Source organism: Nonomuraea sp. NPDC051941, from assembly GCF_044593615.1.
Map to the genome: position 1 here is coordinate 49134 of NZ_JBIUCF010000031.1, position 24853 is coordinate 73986.

General features: G+C 68.3%; 22 protein-coding genes. 11 read left to right on the forward strand and 11 right to left on the reverse strand.

The features are described from left to right. Positions 1-269: 269 nt before the first annotated feature. The 5 genes from ACIHFD_RS40730 to ACIHFD_RS40750 form a co-directional block, all read right to left on the reverse strand. Positions 270-1871, reverse strand: a complete 1602-nt coding sequence (locus tag ACIHFD_RS40730; protein WP_397371472.1) for a trypsin-like serine peptidase — start codon at positions 1869-1871, stop codon at positions 270-272. A 571-nt stretch (positions 1872-2442) separates the two neighbouring features. Continuing rightward, positions 2443-2844, reverse strand: coding sequence for a transposase (locus ACIHFD_RS40735; protein ID WP_397371473.1), 402 nt, complete (start codon positions 2842-2844; stop codon positions 2443-2445). A gap of 132 nt (positions 2845-2976) precedes the next feature. Continuing rightward, on the reverse strand, positions 2977-4143 hold the full coding sequence (locus tag ACIHFD_RS40740; RefSeq protein WP_397371474.1) for a trypsin-like serine peptidase: 1167 nt from the start codon (positions 4141-4143) through the stop codon (positions 2977-2979). A gap of 197 nt (positions 4144-4340) precedes the next feature. Further along, positions 4341-5444, reverse strand: coding sequence for a hypothetical protein (locus tag ACIHFD_RS40745; protein ID WP_397371475.1), 1104 nt, complete (start codon positions 5442-5444; stop codon positions 4341-4343). A 280-nt stretch (positions 5445-5724) separates the two neighbouring features. Next, the gene (locus ACIHFD_RS40750) at positions 5725-6846 is read right to left on the reverse strand and encodes a trypsin-like serine peptidase (protein ID WP_397371476.1); all 1122 of its coding nucleotides are present in this window, start codon (positions 6844-6846) and stop codon (positions 5725-5727) included. 283 nt (positions 6847-7129) lie between these two features. On the opposite strand from ACIHFD_RS40750, the gene ACIHFD_RS40755 reads away from it, so the two are divergent. The 6 genes from ACIHFD_RS40755 (at position 7130) to ACIHFD_RS40780 (ending at position 12182) form a co-directional block, all read left to right on the forward strand. Then, on the forward strand, positions 7130-8566 hold the full coding sequence (locus tag ACIHFD_RS40755) for an acetyl-CoA synthetase (RefSeq protein WP_397371477.1): 1437 nt from the start codon (positions 7130-7132) through the stop codon (positions 8564-8566). Positions 8567-8662: 96 nt separating this feature from the next. Beyond that, a complete protein-coding gene (locus ACIHFD_RS40760; RefSeq protein WP_397371478.1) occupies positions 8663-8941 on the forward strand; it encodes a hypothetical protein in 279 nt (92 codons plus the stop codon). Then, complete coding sequence (locus ACIHFD_RS40765; RefSeq protein WP_397371479.1) at positions 8928-9356, forward strand: type II toxin-antitoxin system VapC family toxin; 429 nt, start codon at positions 8928-8930, stop codon at positions 9354-9356. The genes ACIHFD_RS40760 and ACIHFD_RS40765 overlap by 14 nt, the downstream gene beginning before the upstream one ends. Positions 9357-9402: 46 nt before the next feature. Further along, positions 9403-10281 carry a hypothetical protein gene (locus ACIHFD_RS40770; protein WP_397371480.1) on the forward strand — a complete coding sequence of 293 codons (879 nt, stop codon included), beginning with the start codon at positions 9403-9405 and terminating at the stop codon, positions 10279-10281. A 9-nt stretch (positions 10282-10290) separates the two neighbouring features. Next, entirely contained in the window at positions 10291-11247 is a 957-nt protein-coding gene (locus ACIHFD_RS40775; RefSeq protein ID WP_397371481.1) for a zinc-binding dehydrogenase, read from the forward strand. 107 nt (positions 11248-11354) lie between these two features. Then, a complete protein-coding gene (locus ACIHFD_RS40780) occupies positions 11355-12182 on the forward strand; it encodes an oxygenase MpaB family protein (RefSeq protein WP_397371482.1) in 828 nt (275 codons plus the stop codon). A 7-nt stretch (positions 12183-12189) separates the two neighbouring features. Here the strand turns inward: ACIHFD_RS40780 and ACIHFD_RS40785 are convergent, their stop codons facing one another. The 5 genes from ACIHFD_RS40785 to ACIHFD_RS40805 all read right to left on the reverse strand — a co-directional run bounded on the left by ACIHFD_RS40785 (position 12190) and on the right by ACIHFD_RS40805 (position 18655). Next, positions 12190-12930, reverse strand: a complete 741-nt coding sequence (locus ACIHFD_RS40785; protein ID WP_364259816.1) for a PadR family transcriptional regulator — start codon at positions 12928-12930, stop codon at positions 12190-12192. Then, positions 12927-13754 carry a DUF4097 family beta strand repeat-containing protein gene (locus ACIHFD_RS40790; protein WP_350729333.1) on the reverse strand — a complete coding sequence of 276 codons (828 nt, stop codon included), beginning with the start codon at positions 13752-13754 and terminating at the stop codon, positions 12927-12929. The genes ACIHFD_RS40785 and ACIHFD_RS40790 overlap by 4 nt, the downstream gene beginning before the upstream one ends. Positions 13755-13916: 162 nt before the next feature. Further along, positions 13917-14096: a DUF6104 family protein gene (locus tag ACIHFD_RS40795; protein ID WP_192793777.1), complete on the reverse strand. Its 180-nt coding sequence runs from the start codon at positions 14094-14096 to the stop codon at positions 13917-13919. A 68-nt stretch (positions 14097-14164) separates the two neighbouring features. Beyond that, positions 14165-17806 (reverse strand): multifunctional oxoglutarate decarboxylase/oxoglutarate dehydrogenase thiamine pyrophosphate-binding subunit/dihydrolipoyllysine-residue succinyltransferase subunit, encoded by a 3642-nt coding sequence (locus ACIHFD_RS40800; protein WP_397371483.1) that lies wholly within the window; start codon positions 17804-17806, stop codon positions 14165-14167. Positions 17807-18010: 204 nt separating this feature from the next. Further along, on the reverse strand, positions 18011-18655 hold the full coding sequence (locus ACIHFD_RS40805) for a phenylalanine--tRNA ligase beta subunit-related protein (protein ID WP_355205179.1): 645 nt from the start codon (positions 18653-18655) through the stop codon (positions 18011-18013). Positions 18656-18729: 74 nt separating this feature from the next. Between ACIHFD_RS40805 and ACIHFD_RS40810 the strand changes: the two genes are divergently transcribed. Together ACIHFD_RS40810 and ACIHFD_RS40815 are read left to right on the forward strand one after the other, a co-directional pair. Further along, positions 18730-19296 (forward strand): helix-turn-helix domain-containing protein, encoded by a 567-nt coding sequence (locus ACIHFD_RS40810; protein WP_350729338.1) that lies wholly within the window; start codon positions 18730-18732, stop codon positions 19294-19296. After that, entirely contained in the window at positions 19293-20576 is a 1284-nt protein-coding gene (locus ACIHFD_RS40815; RefSeq protein ID WP_397371484.1) for an MFS transporter, read from the forward strand. Before ACIHFD_RS40810 ends, ACIHFD_RS40815 begins: the two co-directional genes overlap by 4 nt. On the opposite strand, the gene ACIHFD_RS40820 is transcribed toward ACIHFD_RS40815, so the two are convergent. Beyond that, positions 20524-21369 carry a glutathione S-transferase family protein gene (locus tag ACIHFD_RS40820; protein WP_397371485.1) on the reverse strand — a complete coding sequence of 282 codons (846 nt, stop codon included), beginning with the start codon at positions 21367-21369 and terminating at the stop codon, positions 20524-20526. The two genes, ACIHFD_RS40815 and ACIHFD_RS40820, sit on opposite strands and share 53 nt — an antisense overlap. Before the next feature lie 44 nt (positions 21370-21413). Between ACIHFD_RS40820 and ACIHFD_RS40825 the strand changes: the two genes are divergently transcribed. From ACIHFD_RS40825 to ACIHFD_RS40835, 3 genes are all read left to right on the forward strand, one after another. Next, positions 21414-22472 carry an MBL fold metallo-hydrolase gene (locus ACIHFD_RS40825; protein WP_350729344.1) on the forward strand — a complete coding sequence of 353 codons (1059 nt, stop codon included), beginning with the start codon at positions 21414-21416 and terminating at the stop codon, positions 22470-22472. Between the two features lie 53 nt (positions 22473-22525). After that, positions 22526-23398: an SDR family oxidoreductase gene (locus tag ACIHFD_RS40830; RefSeq protein WP_350729346.1), complete on the forward strand. Its 873-nt coding sequence runs from the start codon at positions 22526-22528 to the stop codon at positions 23396-23398. A 293-nt stretch (positions 23399-23691) separates the two neighbouring features. Then, a complete protein-coding gene (locus ACIHFD_RS40835; RefSeq protein WP_350729347.1) occupies positions 23692-24849 on the forward strand; it encodes an ROK family transcriptional regulator in 1158 nt (385 codons plus the stop codon). Positions 24850-24853: the final 4 nt, after the last annotated feature.

The following is a 24853-nucleotide window of genomic DNA, read 5'->3' on the forward strand; positions in this document are numbered from 1 at the left end:
GGAGTCGAGGAAAGCTCGCTTCGAGACCATTTGCCCTGATCAACATAAGGAAGTTGTCAGCGCGGTTCGCGGGGTCCGAGTGTCCCTTCGATCGCGGTCGAAGAGGCTATGTGATGCAGATCACATTGGATTGATGGCACCGTCTGGGCGCCTCATGCGTCCAACGGCCCTTCACTTTTGGCGGGAACGCAGAAGGGCCCGGCAGGATGCCGGGCCCTTCTCAGGTAACAGGTATACGAACGGTCTAAGACCGGTCGCTATCCGTCACCTTAGACAATCTTGCCGGACCACGAGGCCGCAGCGGACTTGTAGACCACGTTGGTCTCACCGTCGAAGTACGGCGAGGAGATGTAGTCCACGCGACCGTTGCCGTCCTGGTCGTTGAAGGTGCTCACGACACCGTTCAGGTAACCGAGACGCTTGGAGTTGCTGTACTTGTACAGCCACGGGCCACCGTCGGCACCCTCGGTGAAGGCGCACTTGAGGGCCACGTGCTCCTCGATCTTCTTGGCGGCCGAACCGACCAGCTTCTTCGTGGTCTTGCCGTAGCACCACTTCGGAGTCACGCCGGTGTAGTTCTTGTTGCCGTCGGGGTGCGGAGCGGCCGGGTAGCCGAACACGCGGACGTACTTGCCGGTGGGCTGGTTCCACGCGAAGCCCTGGCCACCGACGTTGTCGCCGAGACGACCGGCGTCCTTGGCGGCGATGTCGACGAGGTAGTAGTCCTCGACCCAGTACTTCACCTGAGCGGTGGACTTGATCCACTTCTTGATGTAGTACTGCGTCTTGAACCACGCGGTCTCGGTGCCGGCCGAGTTCTTCTCGACACGCAGGGTGCCGAGGAACTTGCCGTCACCCTTGGCCGCCACCAGGGAGTCGTAGGCCTCCTTGCTGATGGGCACCTCGGTGCTCAGGCGCTCGAACTTGGCGCCGTTGTCGAAGCCGCTGGGGGCGGCGTCGTAGGCGCTCTTGGAGACCTCAGCACCCGTGAGCTGGATGCCCTTGGTGGGGCCCTCGCCCTTGATGTAGTCGTCGACGTTGGAGTTCGTCACGTCGCTCGGCTTGGCGACGGTCTCGATCTTGGGGTCGACGACCTTCGACTTGTACGGACCAGACTCACCGTACTTGTCGAATCCGGCGTCGAACTCCTCCTTGGTGATGGTCGTTTCCTTGACGTACCCGACGGCGCCCTTGGCGACGGCCGCCTTGTACTCGCTCGGAAGGACCTTGCTGGTCTTGCCGCTGAGCGACACACCGTTGTACACGGTCACGAACGCGTAGTCGCGGTCCCAGTCCTCGTACACGTCGAAGTCGTAGTGGGTGAAGGCCTGCTTACCCACGTAGATGCCCCAAGGGGACTTGCCCTGGTAGTAACCGGGGACGAAGACCCACTTGGACATGACGTCCGAGTTGGTGGCCGTGTCGTACACGCAGTGACCGGCCGTGGCGACCAGGTTGCGGTACTGGGACTGGATCGAAGTGGCGGAGCACCACTTCTTCTCGCCCTTGCTGTTGACGAAGAACACCTTGCCGATGGTCTTCGGCATGTTGACGTTCTGGACCTTGACGGTCGTCTTCTTTTCCTGGCCGATCGGAGCCGTCGAGCCGGGCTTGGTGTCGGCGCTGTAGCCACCCTTGCTCTGCAGCTTGGAGATGTCGCCCTTGTCCCAGACGTTGGACTCCTTGGCGGCCCGGAGGGCGGCGCCGTTGTTGTCGGCCCAGAACTGGGCAATGGCCTTGGCGTTCGCCGCACTCGTCGCCATCGGGTCAGATGCGACGTCGCTGTCGGCCTGGGCGGTGCCGGCCAGGCCGGCGGCCAGAAGGCCGGTAGCCAGGATGGCGCCACCGGCGGGGATGAGGATGCGCTTCAAGGGAACTGCTCCTTGCTCTGTCGTGGGTCGCAACATGCGTCCCATGCGTCAGTAAAGGGATAGCAAGGAACATAGCGTGGTGATCTCCGCAGGTGGAACCCGGTTTGGACGATCCGGTAGGCGCTCCTACCGCCGTTACCGTGCTGTTATCTGTCAGAGATCTTCGCGCGCGGTGATTGGATAGTTACGTTTTCGCTGGGTATGGACGGGTTGTGGCTGATGGGACCCGAGTGCCGTTAGCGGTCCACCACATAACGTAGCCAGCAAAACGTGACCCAGATCACAGGAACCGGATTGGTGCCTAATCCGTCTAAGTCGCTCCGATCCTCACAGGTGATCTTCAGGTTCGGGTTTTGGGGCCCAAAGAGAAGCCGTCCTCGCCGGAAGGAGGGGCGGCGAGGACGGCTGTGGAGCGCCAGGCGTGGGGTCGTAGGGGAGACACCCCCGCGCCTGGCCTATTTGGACTGGGCGCCCTTGGGCGCCTCAGTGTGCGTGATGGCGGGCGAGGAGCTGGCGGGGTGCTCCTCGGCCGTCGGAGGAAGGGCGAACGGGTCGGTTCGCCAGGTGTGGCTTAGATGTCCCTCTGCCGGACGACTGCCGCCAGGTGGGTGCGCAGGCTCAGCAGCACCGGATCGCGGACGAGGGCTTCGTGTCGCGGGTGGTGGGCCGGCACGGGGCGTGGTGGCGGTGCGGCGCCGTCATCGGCGGTCGTGTCGTCCTGGGCGGTCTCGATCGCTCTCAGCAGTCGTCGCCAGGTGCCGTCGGCCGTCCAGTGGCGGTGGTGCCGGTAGATGGTCACCCAGCAGCCGAACCGCCCGGGCAGATGACGCCATCGCAGACCGGTCCTGGCTTGGAAGAGCACCCCATTGATCATCATCCGGTGCTCGTCCCACCGGTCTCCAAGCGTGTCGCCGGGGGGTAGCAGCGATGCCAGCCGTTCCCATTCGGCGTTCGTCAGATCGCCACGATGCATGTGCTCATCGTGACAAGGTAAACACTCTGTGTCAGCAGATCCAAAAAAGATCTTCGTCTTCGGAAGTACCCCGACAAAAGATGAGGCGAGGGCCTCGGAATACCGAGACCCTCGCCTATCCCCTGGAAGGGCTTACTTGTACAGCTCGCCGTTCGGGCCGACGATCTTGCCGGACCACACGTTCTTGGCCGCGTTGTACACCGCGGCCGTCTCGCCGTCGAAGTAGGGCGAGGTGATGTAGTCGACGCGGTCGTTACCGTCCTGGTCGGCGAAGGTGCTCGTCACACCGTTCACGTAACCGAGGCGCTTGCCGTTGCTGTAGTTCTGGAGCCAGGGGCCGCCGTCGTAACCGGGGGTCACGGCGCACTTGAGGCCGATGTGCTCCTCGATCTTGAGCCAGGAGGCGCCGACCGCCTTGGCGGTGGTCGTGCCGTAGCAGTTCTTCGGCGTGACGCCGCTGTACGGCTTGTTGCCGTCCGGGTGCGGAGCGGCCGGGTAGCCGAAGGCGCGGACCGGCTTGCCGGTGGGCTGGTTCCAGGAGAAGCCCTGGCCGCCGACGTTGTCGCCGAGGCGACCGGCGTCCTTGGACAGCAGGATGTAGTAGTGGCCGCCCCACGCGCGCTTCGGGCCGGTGAAGCTCTGGTAGTCCTTGCGGTCCACCTGCTTCACGCCGTTGAACTGGATGCCGTTGTAGACGGTGACGAACGCGTAGTCGCGGTCCCAGTCCTCGTACGTGTCGAAGTCGTAGTGGGTGAAGGCCTGCTTGCCCACGTAGATGCCCCACGGGGTCTTGCCCTGGTAGTAGCCGGGGACGAAGACCCAGTTGTCGAGGAGCGCCTTGTTGCTGTCCGTGTCGTAGACGCAGTGGCCGGCCGTGGAGACCAGGTTGCGGTAGTTCGACTGGATGGAGGTGGCCGAGCACCAGCGGAACTTGCCGGAGCCGTCGACGAAGAAGACCTTGCCGATGGTCTTGGGGATGTTCACGTTCTGGGCCTTGGCGCCGCTCGACTTCGTCTCGCCGGTCGGCGCCGTGGTGCCGGGCTTGCCGTCGGGGCTGTAGCCGCCCTTGGAGACGACCTTCCGGACATCGTTCGCGTCCCAGGTGTACTGGGTCGCCTGGCGAAGCGCGGCCCCGTTCGAGGCGAGCCAGAAGGAGGCGACGGAGGCGGCCTCGGCGGTGTTGTTGGCCATCGGGTCGTTGGAGACGTCGCCGTCGGCCTGGGCCGTACCGGTCAGACCTACGGCGAGCAGGCCGGTCGCGAGGACGGCACCGCCGACGGGCAGAAGGATTCGCTTCAAGGTAACTCCAGGTTGCGCTGACATGAGGCGCCTCGTGCACCTCCATAACTCAGCAAACGGACAGCCCGGAACTTACCGGTTTGACTATGCCTATGTGAATTTCGGGTAGATCATGTCAGCGCTCCAACAGGGCGTCGTGACCTTGCTGAGACAAAGGATGCGCTGATCACCACCAGTGACCGGACGGTTGCAGTGATTTAGGTCACATTTGCCGGAGTGGTCTGCGCGGCGGCGCGTCGGTAGACCGCTCCGGCGGTGGTGTCGAAGTACGGGGATGACACCGCGTCGTACCAGCCCTTCGCATCCCTGTTCCAGGTCAGGCTGTTGACGCCGTTGAGGTAGCCGGTCCAGCGGTCCTTGTTGAAGCCGATCAGCCATGGGCCGCCGCTCGCGCCCGGGCTGAAGTCGCAGTTGAGCAGCTGCACGCCCTTCTGCAGGTCGAGGCTGACGGCGGAGGTCCAGCGAGTGGGGCCTTCCTTGCACATCTCCAGGCGCTTGCCGTCGAACGGGCGGGTGCCGTCGGGTTGCGCGCCCGCCGGGTAGCCGAACGCGGCCACCGTGTACGTGGTCGGCTTCTTGTTCAGCTCGATGCCCTGGCCGCCCACGTTGTCCTGGAGCCGGCCCACGTCCCTCATGACGTAGCGGCCGTCCTTGGCCTCCCACTTGAAGCCGCGGTGCACGGTCACGAACGCGTAGTCGAAGTCGTAGTCGCCCTTGCCCGACCAGTCCTCGTGCATGCTGATCGAGGAGCCCACGTAGATGCCGTCGGGCGTCTCGCCGTTGGGCCCGGGGTTGGGGACGAAGATCCAGTAGTCGGCCGCCTTGGCCTGCCGCGAGTCGTACGCGCAGTGCCCGGCCGTCGCGACGACGCTGCGGTTCCTGGCGGCGACCGCACTGGCGGAGCACCAGTACTCCTTCTCCCCGAACCGGAAGAAGACCTTGCCCATGGTCCTGGCGACCGAGCCCTTGCGCGGCAGCACGGGCGACACGGCCTGCGCGGCGACGGCCCGCGTGACGGTGGTCGCGGCCTGCGTGGCGGGGTTGGAGGCCTGCGCGGAGACCGACGGCGCCGGGGTGGCGGCCTGGGTGCCGGGTGTCGCGGGGCTGTAGCTGTCGGCCTGCTTGAGCTGGTCGGGTGTCCAGTAGTCGGCGACCCGCTTGACGTCCACCGCGGTCTTGGCCAGCGAGACGGCGAAGACCCTGCTGTCGAGCGCGGCGTTCGCGATCCCCGTGAAGGCAGGCGCCATCAGCAGCGCGCTGCTGAGCGCAGCCGCCACCAAGTGCCTGGCCCGGGGGATCATGAATTAACCTTTCTTGGGGTCGTAAGGGTGGATTTTTCCAGATGTACTGGTGGTATTGCAGCCAGGATAGAGATTCGTTACCTGATCAAGAGTGCTCTGTGCACTATAAGGACACCGTCAGACAGATCTCTAAATGATCATTGGTAAGGCGTGTTTCCGCAGGTCAGAGTGGGTGTAGGCACTTGTTGAATTCCACTCATTCCGTGCCCGTTCCAGTGATGTACGCCTCAGTGGAAGACCCCGGTTCCCAGGGGAACCGGGGCCTCGGAAGCCACCTCGATCAGCGGAAGTTGCCGGTCCAGCGGTTGGCCGCGGCCTTGTAGACCTTGTACGTGTCGGTGTTGAAGTACGGGGACGAGATGTAGTCGTAGCGGTCGTTGGCGTCGGTGTCCCACGCGACGCTGTTGACGCCGACCAGGTAGCCGCTGCGCGACGCGCTCTTGTAGTTGTAGATGAACGGCCCGCCGCTCGCGCCTGCGGTGAAGGAGCACTTGAAGCCGATGTGCTCCTGCAGGTTGTACTTCCTGGCCTCGGGCATCGGCCGGGTCTTGCCGAAGCAGTACTTCATCGTGCGGCCGGTGTACGGCTTGTCGCCGTCGGGGTGCTCGCCCGCCGGGTACCCGAACGAGAACACGTCCAGCTTCGTGCTCCTGTTCCAGGTGAAGCCCTGGCCGCCGACGTTGTCACCGAGGCGGCCGACGTTCTTGACCGTCCACTGCCAGCGGTTGCCGGCCTTCTCCCAGTTGACCTTGATGCCGTTGTAGACGTTGACGAACGCGTAGTCGAAGTCGTAGTCCTCCTTCACCACGAAGTCGTCGTGCGCGTTGAACGTCTTGGCGGCGTAAATGCCGTAGGGCGCTTTGCCCTCCCAGACATTGTTGCCGTCCCAGTACGACGGAATGAAGATCCAGTTGTCGTAGAAGGTGTTCTTGCTGGTGTCGTAGACGCAGTGGGCCGAGGTCGCCACGAGGTTGCGGTACTTGCCCTGGACCGAGCTGGCCGAGCAGTACCGCCAGCTTCTCGGGTCGCGCGGGTCGGCCTTGGGCAGCGTGAAGAACACGCGGCCGACCGTGTTGGGCAGATTGACGTGCTTGCTCTTCTTGGCCTTCGTCTTCTCCTCGCCGATCGGCGGGACGGATCCCGGAGGGCCGTCAGGTGCGTCGTTGCTGCCCTTGACGCCCTTGGAGGTCAGGTCGAGGCCGGCGTCGTAGTCGGTGGCCAGCTTGACGCGGTCGGGGGTCCAGAACTGGACCGCCTGCTCGGCGGGGGTGGCGGAGTTCTGGGACACGACGTCGGAGGGTGCTTGGGCGTTGGCCGGGGTGCCGCCGACCATGCCCGCGGCCAGCCCGACGGCCATCAGGCCGGCGAGCGGGAACGCGATGCGCCTTGCTCGGGAAAACATGGAGCTCCTTTCGGCTTTCGGCGGCCCAGAGCGGGGTACTGCGCCCCGGTGGGCCAGGAAAACGATCGGAACGCTAATGAATGGCGCAAGGGGCTGGCCATGAAACGACGCGAAAAAGCATGGCCCGGTTCCATTCCGTTATAGAAATAGCGAAACCGCATGTATTCATGATTGGCATCCCCGCAGGTCGCGCCGCCCGTTTTTTGTCTCGCGCAACAGCGGTAACAGGCATTATCAAATGCCACTCCTTATCAACCGAATCTTGTTCTGGTTAGATGGATTCATGGATCCTCGCACCCCCTGTCTCATCGGCATCGCACAACGCACCATTCGAGAGCAGCCCGGCCCGGAACCGCTCGATCTGTGGGAGGAGACGGCACGCGCGGCCGCCGAGGACGCCCGGCTCCCCGTCGAGCGGCTGGACTCGATCCAGATCGTCCACACGGACTCGTGGCAGTACGACTCGCCGGTCGGCCGCCTCGCCGAGCGCCTCGGGGCGACGCCGCGGCACCGTGCGTACTCCAAGGTCAGCGGTACGGCCCCGCAGCTGCTCATGGGCGAGGCGGCGGCCAGGATCGCGGCGGGCGACCTCGACTCCGCGCTGGTCACGGGGGCCGAGGCGCTGGCGACGCGCCGGGCGTACCGGCGGGCGGGCGAGCACGTCCCGTGGAGCCACCCCGCCGTGCCCAAGCCCCCGTACGGATGGGAGCGCCCGCCGCACCCCTACGCGCTGGCCCACGGGCTCTTCATGCCGGTGCACACCTACGCGATCATGGAGACGGCGCGGCGGGCGGCGTCCGGGCTCTCGATCGCGGAGGAGATGCGCGACAGGGGTCGCCTGATGGCGCCCATGACCGAGGTGGCCGCCGCGAACCCGTACGCCTGGCGCCGGACCGTCCGCACCCCCGACGAGCTCGCGACGGGCGACCGCTACGTCGGCTGGCCCTACACCAGGGACACGGTGGCCGTGCTGGAGGTGGACCAGGCGGCGGCCGTCATCCTGGCCAGCTCGCGGCTGGCCGACCGGCTCGGGGTGCCGGCGGAGAGGCGGGTCTACCTGCGCGGGTGGGCGTACGGGGAGGACACCTGGGAGGTGGCCGCGCGGCCCGAACTCGGGTCTTCCCAGGCCATCGCGCACGTGGCGGAGGCCGCTTTCCGGCGGTCCGGGCTCGGGCTCGGCGACATGCACGCGCTCGACCTGTACAGCTGTTTCGCGGTGGCGCTGCGGCAGGCGTGCGACGCGATCGGGCTCGATCCCCTGGATCGGCGCGGGCTCACGGTCACCGGCGGGCTGCCGTACGCGGGCGGGCCGGCCAGCGACTACGTCCTGCACTCCACGGCGACCATGGCGGGACTGCTGCGGGCCCAGTCCGGGCACGGGCTGGTGAGCGGGGTGGGGATGCATCTGACCAAACACACATATGCGGTGTGGTCCAGCGAGCCGGGAGGGCGGCTGGGGAGCGCCGCGCCGGTGTTCGTGGCCGAGGAGGTGCCTCTGGTGGGGGCCTGTGCGGGGGAGGGGGTGGTGGCGGGGTACACGGTGGCGCACGGGCGCGACGGTGCCGCCGAACAGGGGGTGCTGGTGGTGGAGGTGCCGGGCGGGCGGGCCTATGCGGTGGTGGAGGAGGCCGGGCTGCTGGCGGACGCGGAGTCGCGGGAGCTGGTGGGGCAGGTGGTGCGGGTGTCCTCTGACGGGAAGGTCAACGTGGCGGCCTGGTGACTCAAAGTTGATGCAAAGACTGTGACCGTGCGACTACTATCCGGAGTTGACATTTTGATGTCAGCGGCGGACGCTGGAGTCATGCGGAGGACAACGGTGCGCATCGACGAGACGCTCCTCAACGAGGCGAAGGCGTACGCGGCACGTAACGGACGCAGTCTCAACTCGGTGATGGAGGATGCCTTGAGGCAACTGCTCAACCGCTCCACGGAGCTGGCCGAACGGCCGCGGGTGGAGCTGATCACTTCCAGCAGCAAGGCTGGATTCCAGCCGTGGGTCCAGGAGCGGCTCGACGCCGGCGAGAAGCTGGAGCACATCGCCTGGGATCTCGACGACGAGGAGCGTTTCCCGGAGCTGCGCGATGTTGCTGGTTGACACCAACGTCCTCATCAACGCCTTCCGGCGGGAGTCCTCCGACCACGATCAATGCCATGACTTCGTGGACGGGATGGTCAACGGCGACTCCAGCTACGCCGTGAGCGACTTCGTCGTCAACGGCTTCGTCCGGATGGTGACCAACCGGCGCGTCTACAAGGACCCCGACGACGTGGGGCGCGCGCTGACCTTCGTCGGCACCTACCGTAGCCAGCCGCAGGCGTCGGTGGTCGCCCCGGACTCGAGACACTGGGAGATCTTCGTCAAGCTGTGCCGTCAGTCGGGAGCCACCGGCAACCTCGTCCCCGACGCCTATCTCGCCGCACTCGCCATCGAGCACGGTTGTGAATTTGTGACCTGCGACAAGGATTTCGCCAGGTTCCAGGGCTTGCGCTGGCGGTCGCCGCTCAACTGAACTGGATGAAAGGGCGCAAGCCCGCACTACTCGGCTAGGAACCGTCGTGGTTGACCGGTTCGATGTCATCGAAGTAGGCGAGCGCGGTCGCCGCCGGTGGGTCGGGCTGGTGGTGGTGCTCGCGCTCCTCCTGATCCCCGTCGTCAGCCTGCTCATCAGCCGGGATCCCGAGCCTGCGCCGCCGGCAGGGCCGACCTCCGAGCCCATCAGGTCCCTCACCAAGATAGACAGCGCCCCCAACGCCCTCACCGTCCGGCCCGCGGCCAAGGGCGGTGAGGAGGTCATGGAGGTGGTGTTCCCGCACGGGGTGCGGGCCGAGGTGCGATACCCGGCCGAGCTCGGTCTTGCCGCCATGGGGTCGCGGCCCTACCAGGGGGTCTGGATCGACGGGCAGTATCGGCAGTTGTCCGCCCCGTACAACGGTGAGTTCGAGGTGACCGCGGGTGGCCAGGCGATCAGGAACTACGCGCCCAACGTCACCCTCTGGCCCCGCCGGGCGGGCAGCGGTTACTACGGGCAGGTGCTGCTGTTCACGTTCGGGCGGTGGCGGCTGGCGATGTACGACCGGGGGCAGGGGCTGACGTTCGACCAGCGGGTGGCCCTCGCGCGGGGGCTGAAGGGCAGGGAGACGAAGGACGGCTACCTCGTGCTGTCGGCCAAGTCGCCCGTGCGGCTGGCCAGGCCGGGGGAGACGGCGCAGGGGCAGCCGCTGGGGCCGCAGTTGTGGTTCGGCGGCGGCGCGGGGGAGATGGTCGTGCTGGCGCCCACGCCCGGCTGCAAGAAGAAGGCCGGGATACCGAGTGTGATCGTGGGGCGCGGGCGGCCGGCCGGCTCGGTGTGCAGGGGCGACGTGCTGGTCGCGGTCACGGGGCCACAGTCGTTCAGGAAGCGGGCCTTGGAAGGGATTCGGATCACGCTGAAGTAGGGTGCGGCCATGTTCGCCGTAACCGCCACACAGACCGACCCCGACAACCCACTCGCCGGGCTGACGCTCGGCGAGCGTCCGGAGCCGAAGGTCCCGGACGGATGGACGACCGTCTCCGTGCGCGCGGCCGCGCTCAACCATCACGACCTGTGGACGCTCAAGGGCGTCGGCATCAGGCAGGACCGGCTGCCGATCGTGCTCGGCTGCGACGCCGCGGGCGTGGACGAGGACGGCAACGAGGTCATCGTGCACTCCGTGATCGGCACGGGCGCCGACGAGACGCTCGATCCCAAGCGCACGCTGCTGTCCGAGGTGCACGACGGCACGTTCGCCGAGCGGGTGGCCGTGCCGCGGCGCAACCTCGTGCCCAAGCCGGCCGGGCTCGGCTTCGAGCACGCCGCCTGCCTGCCCACGGCCTGGCTGACCGCGTACCGGATGCTGTTCGACAAGGCCGGGCTCGAGCCCGGCTCCACCGTGCTGGTGCAGGGCGCGGGCGGCGGCGTCGCCACCGCGCTGATCGCGCTCGGCCGGGCCGGCGGCTACCGGGTGTGGGCCACCAGCCGCTCAGAGGAGAAGCGCGCGCGTGCCCTCGAACTCGGCGCCGACCAGGTGTTCGAGCCGGGCGCGCGGCTGCCCGAGCGGGTGGACGCGGTCATGGAGACCGTCGGTCAGGCCACCTGGGACCATTCGCTCAAGTCGCTCAGGCCGGGCGGGCGCATCGTCGTCAGCGGCGCCACCAGCGGCGCGGTCCCGCCCGCCGACCTGAACCGGGTCTTCTTCCTGCAGCTGTCCGTCGTCGGCTCCACGATGGGCACGCGGGAACAGCTCGGCCGGCTGGCGGTCTTCCTGGAGCAGACCGGGGTACGGCCCGTCGTCGACAGGGTGCTGCCGCTGGCGGAGGCGCGGGACGGGTTCGCGGCCATGGCCGAAGGGGACATCTTCGGAAAGATCGTCTTTGCCGTCTGAATAAGTAAAGGGTTACTTCTCGGCTTTCCGGGTGATACAAGCATGAGTGGGCTTGTCTCACCTGGGAGGCCGTGATGATGGAGGTTCAGCCCTTCGGTCCAGGTTCGATGCACTGGGACACCACCGGCGAATACCGCAATCTGCTCGTCGCCGGGAGCGCGCTGGTCATGCAGACGATGCACCCGGCCGTGGGTGCGGCCGTCGCCGAGCATTCCACGTACAAGGACGACCCGTGGGGGCGGCTCACCCGCACGCTCGTCTCGATCCAGAAATGGGTGTACGGCGGCGCGGACGGCCCGGCGGAGGGCGCGCGGCTCAGGAGGCTGCACCGGCAGATCAGCGGGGTGGACGAGCTCGGCAGGCCCTACCACGCGCTGAACGGGGAGGCGTGGGCGTGGGTGCACCTGTCGCTGTTCGAGCGCTTCGTCGTGCTCAACCGCTATTTCGGCACCCCGTTCACCGTCGCGCAGGAGCGGCGGCTCTACGCCGAGTCGCGGCAGCTCGGCGCCATCCTGCGGGTGCCGGAGCGGGAGATGCCCGCGGACCTGGAGGCGTTCTGGCGGTACTTCGACGCGATGGTGGCCGACCGGCTGGAGGCGCACCCGACGGCGCTCGACGTGCTGTCGGTCCTGCGCGGCACGCCGGCGCCGCCCGGGCTGCCGAGACCGCTGCGGCGGCTGTGGACGCCTGTGGGAGTGGGATCGGGGGAGTTCAACTACTTCGTGACGGTCGGTACGTTGCCGCCCGCCATCCGGCGGAAGCTGGGGCTGCCGTGGACGGCGCGGGAGGAGCGGCGGTTGCGGCACCTCGGGCACGCGGTGGCGGTGCTGACGCCGCGCCTGCCCGAACGCCTGAGGTACATGCCCATCGCCTACCGCGCCCGCAAGGCCGCCCGCGGCGCGCGCCGCCCGGAACGGCACCTCCGCTCGGCATGAACGGAGGTCAACCTTCGAGGATGTCGCGGACGCGGCGGCGGGTCTCGTCGAGCGCCGTACGCAGCTCCGCCAGCTTCTCCGGCGTCAGCCGGGCCTCGGACGCCTCCTGCCGGGCCTCGGCGATGAAGTCGGCCAGCAGCTCGCCCAGCTCCGCGTCGAGGTCGGCGCGGCTCGTCGGCGAGCCGCCCAGCGTGGCCCAGACCTCGGACCAGATCCTGCGCCACTCCCCGCTGAGCCGCTCGCCCTCGTCCTGCCAGTGGGTGGCGTGCTCCATCCACTGCCGCTTCTGCTGCTCCTTGAGCCGCCTGAAGTCCGCCTTCTGCTGCTCCTTGAGCCGCTGGGTGTCATCCCGGGCTCCCGTGCGAACGTCCTTGGCCATCCGCGTGAGCTCGTCGCGCAACGACTTGACCGTGTCGCGGACGTCCTCCTTGACCTCGCGGGCGATGTCGCGCACGGAGGCGGAGATCTCCTGCTCCAGGTCGTCGAGCTCGTCGAGCCGGGCGTTCAGCTCCTCACGGCCCTTGTCGGTGATCGAGAACACCTTCTTGCCCTCGACCACCTCGTGCGTCACCAGGCCCTCCTCCTCCAGGCGGGCCAGGCGCGGGTAGATCGTGCCGGGAGAGGGCGAGTAGACGCCGAGGAAGCGGTCCTGGAGCAGCCTGATGACCTCGTAGCCGTGACGCGGGCTCTCTTCCAGCAGCTTGAGCAGGTACAGCCGGAGCCGGCCGTGACCGAAGACAGGGCTCATTCCTTCTCCCCCTTGAGCAGCGCGACCTCGCCGGAGACCGTGATCGCCGACAGCGACGCCATGCCGCCGCCCAGCCTGCCCGACATCGACTTCGTGCCGGGGCCGTTCGAGTTGAACAGTTCGTGGAACGTGCTGACCAGCCTGCCGGAGGTGGATCTCACGTTCACGTCCGCCTCCACGTTTTCCGGCAGCCTGACAAGGATGTCACCGGAAACGCTGTTGAGCGTCACATGGCCGGTCGGCCGAAGCGCCAGATCCGCCGTGATGCGGCCGGAGACGGTGTTCGCCTTGAGGCGGCGCGGGGTGCCGTCGGCCACGGTCAGGTCGCCCGAGACGCTCTTGAACGCCAGGTCGCCGTCCATTGCCCGGCTCTCCACCGGGCCCGAGACGGTTGTCGCGTTCACGTCGCCGCTGACGCCGTCGAGCACGATCTCCGCGGACACGCTCCTGACCTGCGTCATCCTCTCGAACCCGGCCACCACGGCGGGCGCGGAGACCACTCCGGCGTTGACGGTGCAGTGCTTGGGAACGGTGATCGTCAGGACCGTCCTGCGCCGGTCGCGCCGAAGCCAGCCGAGGAGGCCGTCCCAGGTGAGGTCCTTGTAGGTGATGGAGAGCTCCTTGGCGTCCTCGTCGTACGTGACCAGCAGCGGGGATGCCGACTCGATCTCGGACACCTCGACGGTGGGTGGGCCGTCGCTGGCCAGCACGGCCAGGCGGCCGGCGACGATGCGCACGTCGAGTGCTTCCACTTGGCCGAACGTCAGCTGTTCTGGGCCCTCGATCGTCCACTGCTGCATGTTCCCCCGCCCTTCTGGCGACATGTTCTCCCTACGTAACACGATATGTCGCGTTCTTGGGAAACTCAAGATGTATCGCGTTGGCGCGTCGAGGTGCCGCCCCTTGGGGAAGGGCGGGCTGGGGGCCCTACTGGCGCGTGGCCCCCTTGCCGCCGTGGCGGGGAAGGGGGCCCCGGTGGGGTGGGGTCAGTCGTCCTCGTCGTCGTCGAGCCGTGCCAGCCAGGTGGCCAGCCGCTCGATCGGGATCTCGAACTCCGGGTTGAGGTCGACGAACTCGCGCAGCCGCTCGCCGAGCCAGAGCAGGCTGACCTCCTCCTCGCCCCGCCGCTCGACCAGTTCCTCGATCCCCCGATCGGTGAAGTACATCTTTCTCAAGTCCTCCTGAAACGGCAGTGAGCCCCCAGCCGGGGCCGGGGGCTCACTCTGGTGTTGGATCAGCCGAACAGCTCGTGGAGGATCTCCTCGAGCTCGGTGTCGTGCGAGTTGTGCGAGCCCGTCGCCGGCGAGCTGTTGGGACGGCGCGAGACACGCCGCAGCCGGCGGCCACTCAGCGTCTCCGGGTCCTCGGCCAGCTTGAGCGCCAGGTACGGCCACGGCCCCATGTTGACCGGCTCGTCCTGCGCCCAGATCAGCTCCGCCTGCGCCCCGTAGCGGGACAGCTCGGCTGCCAGCTCCTCACCCGGGAACGGGTAGAGGCGCTCGAGCCGGACGATCGCGACGTCGTTACGGCCCTTCTTGTCGCGCTCCGCCGCCAGGTCGTAGTAGAGCTTGCCGGACGTGAGCACGACCCTGGTGACCTTGGCCGGGTCAACGGTCGTGTCGCCCAGGACCGGCTGGAAGGTGCCCGTGGTGAAGTCGGACGCCTTGGACGTGGCCGCCTTGTGGCGCAGCAGCGACTTCGGCGTGAAGACCACCATCGGCTTGTGCCGCTGCGACTCCACCTGCCAGCGCAGGAGGTGGAAGTAGTTGGCCGGGGTCGAGGGCTGCGCGACCGTCATGTTGTCGAGCGCGCAGACCTGCAGGAACCGCTCGATGCGGGCCGAGGAGTGGTCGGGGCCCTGGCCCTCGAAGCCGTGCGGCAGCAGCAGCACGACGGAGGACTTCTGGCCCCACTTCTGCTCGCCCGACGAGATGAACTCGTCGATGATCGTCTGGGCGCCGTTGACGAAGTCGCCGAACTGCGCCTCCCAGGCGACCAGGGCGTCCGGGCGGACGACGCTGTAGCCGTACTCGAAGCCGAGCGCCGCGAACTCGCTGAGCAGCGAGTCGTAGATGTAGAACTTCGTGGTGCCCTGGTTGAAGGTCTTGAGCGGCGTGTGGTCGGCGCCGGTCATCCGGTCCACCAGGACGGCGTGGCGCTGCGTGAACGTGCCGCGGCGCGAGTCCTGGCCGACCAGGCGCACCGGGTGGCCGTCGATCAGCAGCGAGCCGTAGGCGAGCGTCTCGCCCATCGCCCAGTCGATCGTGTCCGTCTCGACCATCTGGCCGCGGCGCTGCAGCACCGGCGCCAGGCGCGGGTGCGGCGTGAAGCCCTCGGGCAGGTTGAGCTGGGTGTCGACGATGCGCTTGAGCGTCTCGTCGCTGATCGCGGTGTCCGTGTCGGCGTGCGACCACTTGACGACCTCGGTCGGCGGCACCCGCATCGCGGCGGCCTCGGCCGGCTTCTTCGCCGCCTCGCGGGTCTCGGTGAACGCCTGCTCCAGCTTGGCCTGGTAGTCGCGCAGCGCCTGCTCGGCCTCCTCGACCGTGATGTCGCCCCGGCCGATCAGCGCCTCGGTGTAGAGCTTGCGGGTCGAGCGCTTGGCGTCGATCAGGTCGTACATCAGCGGCTGGGTGAAGGCCGGGTTGTCGCCCTCGTTGTGGCCGCGGCGGCGGTAGCAGATGAGGTCGATGACGACGTCCTTGCGGAACGCCTGGCGGTATTCGTAGGCCAGCTGGCCCACGCGCACCACGGCCTCGGGGTCGTCGCCGTTGACGTGGAAGATCGGGGCCTGGATCATCCGGGCCACGTCGGTCGCGTAGACCGAGGACCGGGACGAGGCGGGCGAGGTGGTGAAGCCCACCTGGTTGTTGACCACCACGTGCACGGTGCCGCCGGTGCGGTAGCCGCGCAGCTGCGACAGGTTGAGCGTCTCCGCCACGACGCCCTGGCCGGCGAAGGCCGCGTCGCCGTGGATGAGCACGGGCAGGACGGTGAAGCCCTCCTCGCCGCGCTCCAGGAGGTCCTGCTTGGCGCGGACGACACCCTCGAGCACCGGGTCGACCGCCTCCAGGTGGGAGGGGTTGGCGACCACGGAGGAGGTGATGGTCTTGCCGCCCGGCGAGGTGAACGTGCCCGTCGCGCCGAGGTGGTACTTCACGTCGCCGGAGCCGTGCGCCGTGCGCGGGTCGATGTTGCCCTCGAACTCGCCGAAGATCTGCGCGTACGACTTGCCCACGATGTTGGCCAGCACGTTGAGGCGGCCGCGGTGGGCCATGCCGATGACGACCTCGTCGAGGCCCTCGTCGGCGGCGTCGCTGATCACCGAGTCGAGCAGCGGGATCAGGGACTCGCCGCCCTCCAGGGAGAAGCGCTTCTGGCCGACGAACTTCGTCTGCAGGAACGTCTCGAACGCCTCGGCGGTGTTGAGCCGGGACAGGATGTTGAGCTGCTCGTCACGCTCGGGCGACTTGTGCGGCTTCTCCACCCGCGCCTGGATCCAGGCACGCTCCTCGGGGTTCTGGATGTGCATGTACTCGATGCCGACCGTGCGGCAGTAGGAGTCGCGCAGCACGCCGAGGATCTCGCGGAGCTTCATCAGCGCGCGGCCGCCGAAACCGCCCGTGGCGAACTCGCGCTCCAGGTCCCACAGCGTCAGCCCGTGCGACTGGATGTCCAGGTCGGGGTGCTTGCGCTGCTTGTACTCCAGCGGGTCGGTCTCGGCCATCAGGTGGCCGCGCACGCGGTAGGCGTGGATCAGCTCGATCACGCGGGCGGACTTCGACACGTCGTCGTCGTGGGAGGCCGAGACGTCCTGGACCCAGCGGACCGGCTCGTACGGGATCCGCAGCGCCTCGAAGATCTCGTCGTAGAAGCCGTCCTCGCCCAGCAGCAGCCGGTGGATCTGGCGCAGGAAGTCGCCCGACTGGGCGCCCTGGATGATCCGGTGGTCGTAGGTGCTGGTCAGCGTCATGACCTTGGAGACGGCCAGGCGCGAGAGCGTGTCGGGCGAGGCGCCCTGGTACTCGGCCGGGTATTCCATCGCGCCGACGCCGATGATCGTGCCCTGACCGGGCATCAGGCGCGGCACAGAGTGGACGGTGCCGATCGTGCCGGGGTTGGTCAGCGAGATCGTGGTGCCGGCGAAGTCGTCGACGCCCAGCTTGCCCCCGCGGGCCTTGCGGACGACGTCCTCGTACGCCATCCAGAACTGGCGGAAGTCCATCTCCTCGGCGCCCTTGATCGAGGGCACGAGGAGCTGGCGCTCGCCGTTGCTCTTCTGGACGTCGATCGCCAGGCCGAAGCCCACGTGCTCGGGCTTGATCAGCGTCGGCTTGCCGTCGACCTCCGTGTAGGAGTAGTTCATCTCCGGCATGGCCCTCAGGGCCTTGACGATCGCGAAACCGATCAGGTGGGTGAAGGAGATCTTCCCGCCGCGACCCCGCTTGAGGTGATTGTTGATCACAATGCGGTTGTCGATCAGCAGCTTGGCCGGGATCGCGCGCACGCTGGTGGCCGTCGGGACCGTCAGTGACAGGTCCATGTTGGCGGCCGTGCGGGCAGCGGCGCCGCGCAGCTTGACCTCCTCGGCGCCCTTGGGCACCGGGGTGGCCGGCTGCTTCGGCTTCTCGGCAGCCGGTGGTGCCTTCGGCGGCGCCTGGGGGGGAGCGGGAGCGGTCACGGTGCCGTTCGCCACCTCCCTGACCGGCGCTGCCCGGCCCGTTCCGGAATCAGGGTTGTAGTCAGCGAAGAAGTTCCACCATGCCTTGTCGACAGACTCGGGATCTTGGAGGTACTTCTGGTACAGCTCGTCGACAAGCCACTCGTTCTGACCAAAGCTTGCCAGCGGGTTTGTCCGCGACGACTCTGACGACACGGCGGAAATCGCCCTCTTCCGCAGATCGGCGTTGATGTTAGAGAACCTGTCCAAGGCTACTCGCCCGGACCGGCAGCGCGCGCCGAAGAGCCCGTGCCGCCTCGAACGATCCTCTCAGGACAGTGCAAAGAGGTCACGTCCCCCTAGTCAATCCGGGTGGTGCCGCAATTATTACTCTTTGGTATCAACACTACGACGGGAGGTTTATTTCCCGCCGGACACCAATCTGCTAGCAATCCGTACCTCTGGTGACAACTCGGACAGCAGGTCGGCCAGCTCCTCGCCCGCCTCCTTGAGCTCCTCCAGGGACATCGGCTCGAGGCGCTCGAGGAGGAAGATCGCGTTGGTGGTCTCCTCGGTGAGCCGGGTGCGCGCGACCTGACGCCAGTTCCACCTGCGGCAGGTGACGCCGACGTCGTCGCGCCAGATCACCTCGCCCGGCTCGGGCGTGCCGAGCGCCTCCTCGGACGCCTCGTCGCCGGTCGCCCGCAGCAGCCGGGCCGGGCCCGCGTAGTGGTCGAGGTCCTCGCCGCCGATCGGCAGCGCGTGCTTCACGCTGATCGAGTTGTACGCGTCCACCGCCTGGTTGATCTCCGGCAGCGGCATCCTGCGGGTCAGGGCGTCGACCGAGGGCCTGGTCCGCTGTGGTTTGGCGCCGAACGCCCGATAGGCGTCCTTCCAGGCGTCGATCTTGTCCGTCTGCACCTCGTACTCGGAGGCCGCCGCCAGCCAGGCCCGGGACCGGTCGTCCGTGGGCCCGTTGCGCAGGCCGTGCGCGGTCATGACCAGCACCGCGAAGTCGGGGCGCAGCGCGAAGACGGAGTCGTCCACCCAGATGTCGTCAAGCATCCCCACAGTCTAGAAGCGGCCGAGACCGCAAAAATCTCTTTGCAAAATTAGCTTTGCGGTTTACGGTGGAACGCATGGAGGAGCAGTACAAGATCAGTGATCCGCGGGTGCTCAAAGCGGTCTCCCACCCGCTGCGCGTGCGCCTGCTCGGCCTGCTGCGCTTGGACGGCCCCGCGACCGCGAGCGAGCTGGGGCGCAAGGCGGGCGAGAGCTCGGGCTCCACCAGCTACCACCTGCGGGAGCTGTTCAAGTACGGCTTCATCGAGGAGGACGACGACCGGCGCGACGGGCGCGAGCGACGCTGGCGGGCCCGCCACCGCTACACCTCGTGGGACGCCGGCGAGCTGTCCGACACGGCCGAGGGCCGCGAGGCGGTCCGGATCATGCACCTGCGGCAGGCCGAGTTCGTCGGGCGGGTGATGGAGGAGTTCGACCTCGACGGCTGGTCGCGCGACTGGGGTGACGCGGCGGGGATGAGCGACCACATCGTCTCGCTGCCGCCCGCCGGGGTGCGCGAGTTCAACGACAGGGCCGAGGAGCTGCTGCGCGACCTCGCCGCCAAATACGCCGGCGATCCGGAGGCCAGGCAGGTCCACGCCTGGCACGGCGCCGTACCGCGATCGCAGGAGGAGGAGTCGTGACCGCACGCTCGGCCTTACGCCGCTACATGCTCGTCAGCTTCCTGACCTGGCTGCCCCTGGGCCTGATGGCGGCCACCATGGTGCTGCTCATGACCGCGCGGGGGCTCGGCCTGGCGGAGGTGGGGCTGTCGGTGACGGTGTTCTCGGTCGTGACCGCCACCCTGGAGTTGCCGACCGGCGGCCTGGCCGACGTCCTCGGGCGGCGCGTGGTCCTGGCCGTCTCCGCCGCGTTCACCGTGGCCGCGCTCGCGCTGCTCGCCGTCTCCACCACGTTCTGGATGTTCCTGATCAGCGGCGTGCTCAAGGGTGTGGCCAGGGCGCTGTCCAGCGGCCCGGCCACCTCCTGGTACGTCGACACGCTCCACGGGATCGAGGGCCGCGACGCCGACCTCAAACCGGGGCTGGCCAGGGGCGGCGCGATGGAGTCCGTGGCGCTGTGCGTGGGCGTGCTGGCGGGCGGCGGCCTGCCGCTCCTGGTGCCGGCGCAGGTGATCTTCCCGCTGGCCGCGCCGCCGCTGGTGGGCGCGACGGCGGCGGCCGTGCTGCTGGTCGTGGTGGTGTTCGCGATGCCGGAGCCCGCGCACGCCCGCAGGTCGCTGATCAGCGTGCTGCGCGAGGTGCCGGCCACGGTCGGGGCGGGCGTCCGGCTGGCGGCCGGTGCGCCTGTGCTGCGCCGCTTGATGGCCGCCGCGGCGGCCTCCGGCGTGGTGCTGATCAGCATCGAGCTGCTCACCCCCGGGCGGCTGGCCGAGCTGGCCGGCACGGCCGAGCGGGGCAGCCTGGCCTACGCCGTGGTCTCCGCGCTCGGGTTCGCGAGCAGCGCGGCGGGCAGCGCGCTCGCGCCCCGGGTGGCGCGGCTGGCCGGTGGCTCGGCCGGCGGCGCGATCGCCGGGACCGTGCTCGCCGCGCTGTCCGTCGGGGCGCTCGCCGCGACCGCGGGGCTGAGGGGCCCGGCTGGGCTGGTGAGCGCGGGGCTGGCGTACATGACGCTCTTCGTGGGGTTGTCGGTGGCGGGCCTGCTCTGCCTGGAGATGACCCACAACGCGGTCAGCGCGGCCGAGCGCACCACCGTCACCTCGACCAGTTCGCTGTCGCTGCAGGCGGGCGGGGTCGTGGCCAACCTGACGCTCGGCGCGCTGGCCGGGCAGGCGGGCGTGGCCGTCGCGTGGATCGGCGCCGCACTGGTGGTGCTGGCCTCGGCCCTGCTGTTCGTACGGATGCCCGCGCCTACAGGCTCCAGTCGATCTCCGGCCCCACGGGCACGATCCCACTCGGGTTGATGTTGGTCTGGGTGATGTAGTAGTGACGCTTGATCTGGTCGAAGACGGTGGTTTCGCGGAAGGCCGGGATCGCGTACAGCCGGCGCGCGTACGCCCACAGCGCCGGATAGTCGACCAGCCGCCGGACCGAGCACTTGAAGTGCCCGTGATAGACGGCGTCGAACCTGGCCAGGGTCGTGTACAGGCGCACGTCGCTGTCGGTGAGGACGTCGAAGAGATATTCCGACTCCGCCAGGCGCACCTCGAGGAAATCGAGCGTGGTGAAGACCCGGGCCACGGCCTCCTCGTACACCTGCTGGTCGCGGGAGAAGCCCGCCTCGTAGACCGCGTTGTTGAGGCCGTGGTAGAGGCGGTCGTTCATGATGTCGATGTCGGGGCGGAGACGTTCCGGATAGAGGTCGGGGGAGGTTCCCCATGACATTTCCAGATCGAGGGTGATCTGCGGGAAGTCGTTGGTGACGATCCGCTTGTCCCTGGTGTCCCAGACGCACGGCACGGTGTAGCGGCCCGTGTAGTCCGGGTCGGTCGCGTGGTAGAGCTCCGACAGATACTCGGGGTCGCCGTCCGGGACGCGCCAGCCCTTCTCGTCGCGGATGGGGTCGACGATCGTGACGTCCAGCACGTCCTCCAGGCCGAGCAGCGCCCGGACGATCAGCACGCGCTGCGCCCAGGGGCAGGCGTAGGAGGCGTAGAGGCGGTAGCGGCCGGGTTCGGGCGGGCCGAGGCGGTCGGTGAAGCGGTTCGGCTGCCGTACGAACCGGCCATCTTCGGAGAGCTCGCGGCGCAGCTTCATGACCCCAGTAGAACATGATTCGGACACAGAACTATATTCGGCATGTGTCGAAATTTGTGGTGACTCCCGCGAGCCAGGCGCAGCGGGAGGCGTGGGTGGGCGGGGCGATCCCCGAGGTCGAGCGGGTGCGTCCGGGGCTGTGGTCGGTCCCGGTGCCGATCCCGATCAACCCCCTGCGGTACGTGCTGGTCTATGTCCTCGAACTGCCCGACGGCGTGGTGATCGTCGACGCCGGGTGGAACACCGACGAGGCGTACGACGCGCTCGTCGCGGGTCTCGGCGTGGCCGGGTACGCGATCACCGACGTCAAGGGCGTGCTCGTCACCCACATCCACCCGGACCACTACGGCCTGGCCGGGCGCATCCGCGAGATGTCGGGCGCCTGGATCGCCCTGCACCCGGCCGACGCCCGCCTGATCCGCGAACGCTACGACGACGAGGTCATCGACTCCCTTGTGGACCGGGAACGCGCGCTGCTGGTCCGCTGCGGCGTGCCGCCGCTGACGCTGGACGAGCTGGCCGGCGCTTCCATGATGATCAGGCACGTGGTCTCGATGGCCAGGCCGGACCGGCTGGTCGAGGACGGCGACGAGCTCGGCCTGCCCGGCTGGGACCTGCGGGCGATCTGGACGCCGGGCCACTCGCCCGGCCACCTGTGCTTCGTCTCGCCCTCGCGCCGGCTGCTGTTCTCCGGCGACCACGTGCTGGCGAAGATCACGCCCATCGTGGCCGTCCACCCCCAGTCGGGTCCGAACCCGCTGGCCGACTACCTCGACGCGCTGGCCGCCGTGCGCAAGCTGGACGTGGAGGAGGTGCTGCCGGCCCACGAGTACCGGTTCCTGGAGCTGGCCGAGCGGGTGGATTACGTGCTGGCGCACCATGACGAGCGGCTGGCGGAGATCGAGCAGGTCGTCGGCTCTCTGGACGGAGTCACGTGCTGGGACGTGGCCACCCGCCTGTCGTGGTCGCGGCCGTGGGAGACGATCCCGCCGTTCATGCGGCGCGCGGCCAACAACGAGACGCTGGCCCATCTGGCGTGGCTGGCGGCCAAGGGGCGGGTACGCAGGGAGCCCGGCGAACCCGAACTGTGGCGCCTGCCCTGACGCGGTCTATCGTAGCTCGTAACAGAATGTTGTTCTCCTGCGTGGGAGGTTCGATGCTTCGGTTCGATGACAGGGTCGCGATCATCACGGGCGCCGGGCACGGTCTTGGCAGGTCGCACGCGCTCCTGCTGGCCGAGCGAGGCGCCAAGGTCGTCGTCAACGACCTCGGCGGCGCGCTCGACGGCACGGGCGCCTCCACGGGGCCCGCCGCCGACGTGGTCGAGCTCATCACGAAGAACGGCGGCCAGGCCATCGCCAACGCCGACAACGTCGCCACGCCGGAGGGCGCCAGGGCCATCGTGCAGGCCGCCGTGGACGCGTTCGGCAAGGTGGACATCGTCGTCAACAACGCGGGCATCCTGCGGGACAAGTCGTTCGGGAAGATGACGGTCGAGGACTTCGACGGGGTGCTGGCCGTGCACGTGCGCGGCTCGTACCTGGTCAGCCAGGCCGCGTACCCGCTGATGAAGGCGGCCGGCTACGGCCGCATCGTCAACACCTCCAGCCCGGCGGGCCTGTTCGGCAACTTCGGCCAGGCCAACTACTCCACCGCCAAGATGGGCCTGGTCGGCCTGACCAAGACGCTCGGCATCGAGGGCGCCCGCAACGGCATCAAGGCCAACGCCATCGCGCCCATCGCCTGGACCCGGATGACGGAGGCGCTGCTGCCGGCCGAGTTCGAGGCCAAGTTCACGCCGGAGCGGGTGAGCGCGCTGGTGGCGTACCTCGTGCACGAGACGTGCGAGGCGAGCGGCGAGGTGTTCAGCGTGGGCGGCGGCCGGGTGGCGCGGGTGTTCGTGGCGGAGGGGCCGGGCTGGAAGACCGACGACCTCACGCCGGAGGCCGTCGCCGGCAACTGGGAGGCCGTCATGGCCGAGCAGCCCTACGTGCTCACGGCCGCCGACTCGATGAAGGCGATGCTCTAAGGCTTGCGGATCCCCGCCGCCGGGCGCTCCACGCCGGCGGCGGGGATTCGCCATGCGCTCAGCAAGGCGACGTGGATGACGCGGCGTAACAAGCGAGGCTCCCAGAGGGGCTTCTGTCAGAGGGAGACGCCGATGTGGCCGCTCCTCAAGGGACCTTAGGCCGAAGTACGAAGCCGCGATAGATGCCCAAAAAGCCGGAAAAACCGGGCTTTGTTCGATCTTCGGCGGAAGTCGCCGGAGTTTTGTCGATACTCACTCTTGATTTGCCGCATCGGTGATCTTATTGTCGCGGCATGACCCCCCAGCCGGGCTCTGCCGGAGATGTGCTGACATTGATCAGCGCAGGTTCGGCCACGACCCGTTCCGATCTAGCGAGGCTCACCGGCCTGGCCAGGTCCACGATCTCCCAGCGCGTGGACGCGCTGATCGAGCGCGGGCTGGTCGAGGAGACCGAGAGCGGTGAGTCCACCGGTGGCCGCCCGCCGCGCCAGCTGCGCCTGCACACCGAGGAGCACGCCTTCGCGGGAGTCGACCTGGGGGCCACCCACTGCCGGGTCGTGTTGATGGACATCTCGGGCAATCTGCTGGCCGAATGCGAGGACTCCCTGCTGATCGGCGAGGGGCCGGAGAAAGTGCTCGCCCACGTGGACCAGCGTCTCGACCAGCTGCTCGGCGAGGCGGGGCGGCCCCGGTCGGCGCTGCGCGCCATCGGGGTCGGGGTACCGGGGCCGGTGGAGTTCGCCACGGGACGGCCGAACAACCCGCCGATCATGCCGGGCTGGAACGACTACCCCATCCCCGAGTACTTCGACGGCGTGTCGGTGCTGGTCGACAACGACGTCAACGTGATGGCGCTCGGCGAGCACCGTCACTCGTTCCCCGGTGCCGGCCACCTGCTGTTCGTCAAGGTCGGCACGGGCATCGGCTGCGGCATCATGGCCGAGGGCAAGCTGCACAGGGGCGCCCAGGGCTCGGCCGGCGACATCGGGCACATCCGGGTCAGCGGCCACGAGGACGCGGGCTGCCGGTGCGGCAACAGCGCCTGCCTGGAGGCCGTGGCCGGCGGCGCCGCCATCGCGCGGCGGCTGAGCGAACTGGGCCTGCCGGCCGAGTCCGGAGCCGACGTCGTGGCGCTCGTACAGGCGGGCAACACCCAGGCGCTGCGGCTGGTCAGAGAGGCCGGCCGGCTCGTCGGCGAGGTGCTGGCCAGCCTGGTCAACTTCTTCAACCCCGAGGTCATCGTCATCGGCGGCGCGCTGTCGCGGGTGCACGAGCACCTGCTGGCCGGGATCAGGGAGACGGTCTACCGCAGGTCGCTTCCGCTGGCCACGCACCACCTGTCGATCACGCCGAGCCGTACGGGCATCAACGCGGCCGCGCTCGGGGCGGGGATCCTCGCCATCGAGCACTACCTGTCGCCGGACAACATCAACCGGATCGTCAACGCCTGAAAGG

Bases quoted from the DNA above. Each gene is read 5' to 3' on its own strand.
- ACIHFD_RS40810 (WP_350729338.1), top strand. From the start codon at position 18,730: ATGGAGGAGCAGTACAAGATCAGTGATCCGCGGGTGCTCAAAGCGGTC.
- ACIHFD_RS40745 (WP_397371475.1), bottom strand. From the start codon at position 5,444: ATGATCCCCCGGGCCAGGCACTTGGTGGCGGCTGCGCTCAGCAGCGCG.
- ACIHFD_RS40805 (WP_355205179.1), bottom strand. From the start codon at position 18,655: ATGCTTGACGACATCTGGGTGGACGACTCCGTCTTCGCGCTGCGCCCC.
- ACIHFD_RS40780 (WP_397371482.1), top strand. From the start codon at position 11,355: ATGCACTGGGACACCACCGGCGAATACCGCAATCTGCTCGTCGCCGGG.
- ACIHFD_RS40795 (WP_192793777.1), bottom strand. From the start codon at position 14,096: ATGTACTTCACCGATCGGGGGATCGAGGAACTGGTCGAGCGGCGGGGC.
- ACIHFD_RS40785 (WP_364259816.1), bottom strand. From the start codon at position 12,930: ATGAGCCCTGTCTTCGGTCACGGCCGGCTCCGGCTGTACCTGCTCAAG.
- ACIHFD_RS40775 (WP_397371481.1), top strand. From the start codon at position 10,291: ATGTTCGCCGTAACCGCCACACAGACCGACCCCGACAACCCACTCGCC.
- ACIHFD_RS40835 (WP_350729347.1), top strand. From the start codon at position 23,692: ATGACCCCCCAGCCGGGCTCTGCCGGAGATGTGCTGACATTGATCAGC.
- ACIHFD_RS40765 (WP_397371479.1), top strand. From the start codon at position 8,928: ATGTTGCTGGTTGACACCAACGTCCTCATCAACGCCTTCCGGCGGGAG.
- ACIHFD_RS40820 (WP_397371485.1), bottom strand. From the start codon at position 21,369: ATGAAGCTGCGCCGCGAGCTCTCCGAAGATGGCCGGTTCGTACGGCAG.
- ACIHFD_RS40755 (WP_397371477.1), top strand. From the start codon at position 7,130: ATGGATCCTCGCACCCCCTGTCTCATCGGCATCGCACAACGCACCATT.
- ACIHFD_RS40750 (WP_397371476.1), bottom strand. From the start codon at position 6,846: ATGTTTTCCCGAGCAAGGCGCATCGCGTTCCCGCTCGCCGGCCTGATG.
- ACIHFD_RS40830 (WP_350729346.1), top strand. From the start codon at position 22,526: ATGCTTCGGTTCGATGACAGGGTCGCGATCATCACGGGCGCCGGGCAC.
- ACIHFD_RS40735 (WP_397371473.1), bottom strand. From the start codon at position 2,844: ATGCATCGTGGCGATCTGACGAACGCCGAATGGGAACGGCTGGCATCG.
- ACIHFD_RS40790 (WP_350729333.1), bottom strand. From the start codon at position 13,754: ATGTCGCCAGAAGGGCGGGGGAACATGCAGCAGTGGACGATCGAGGGC.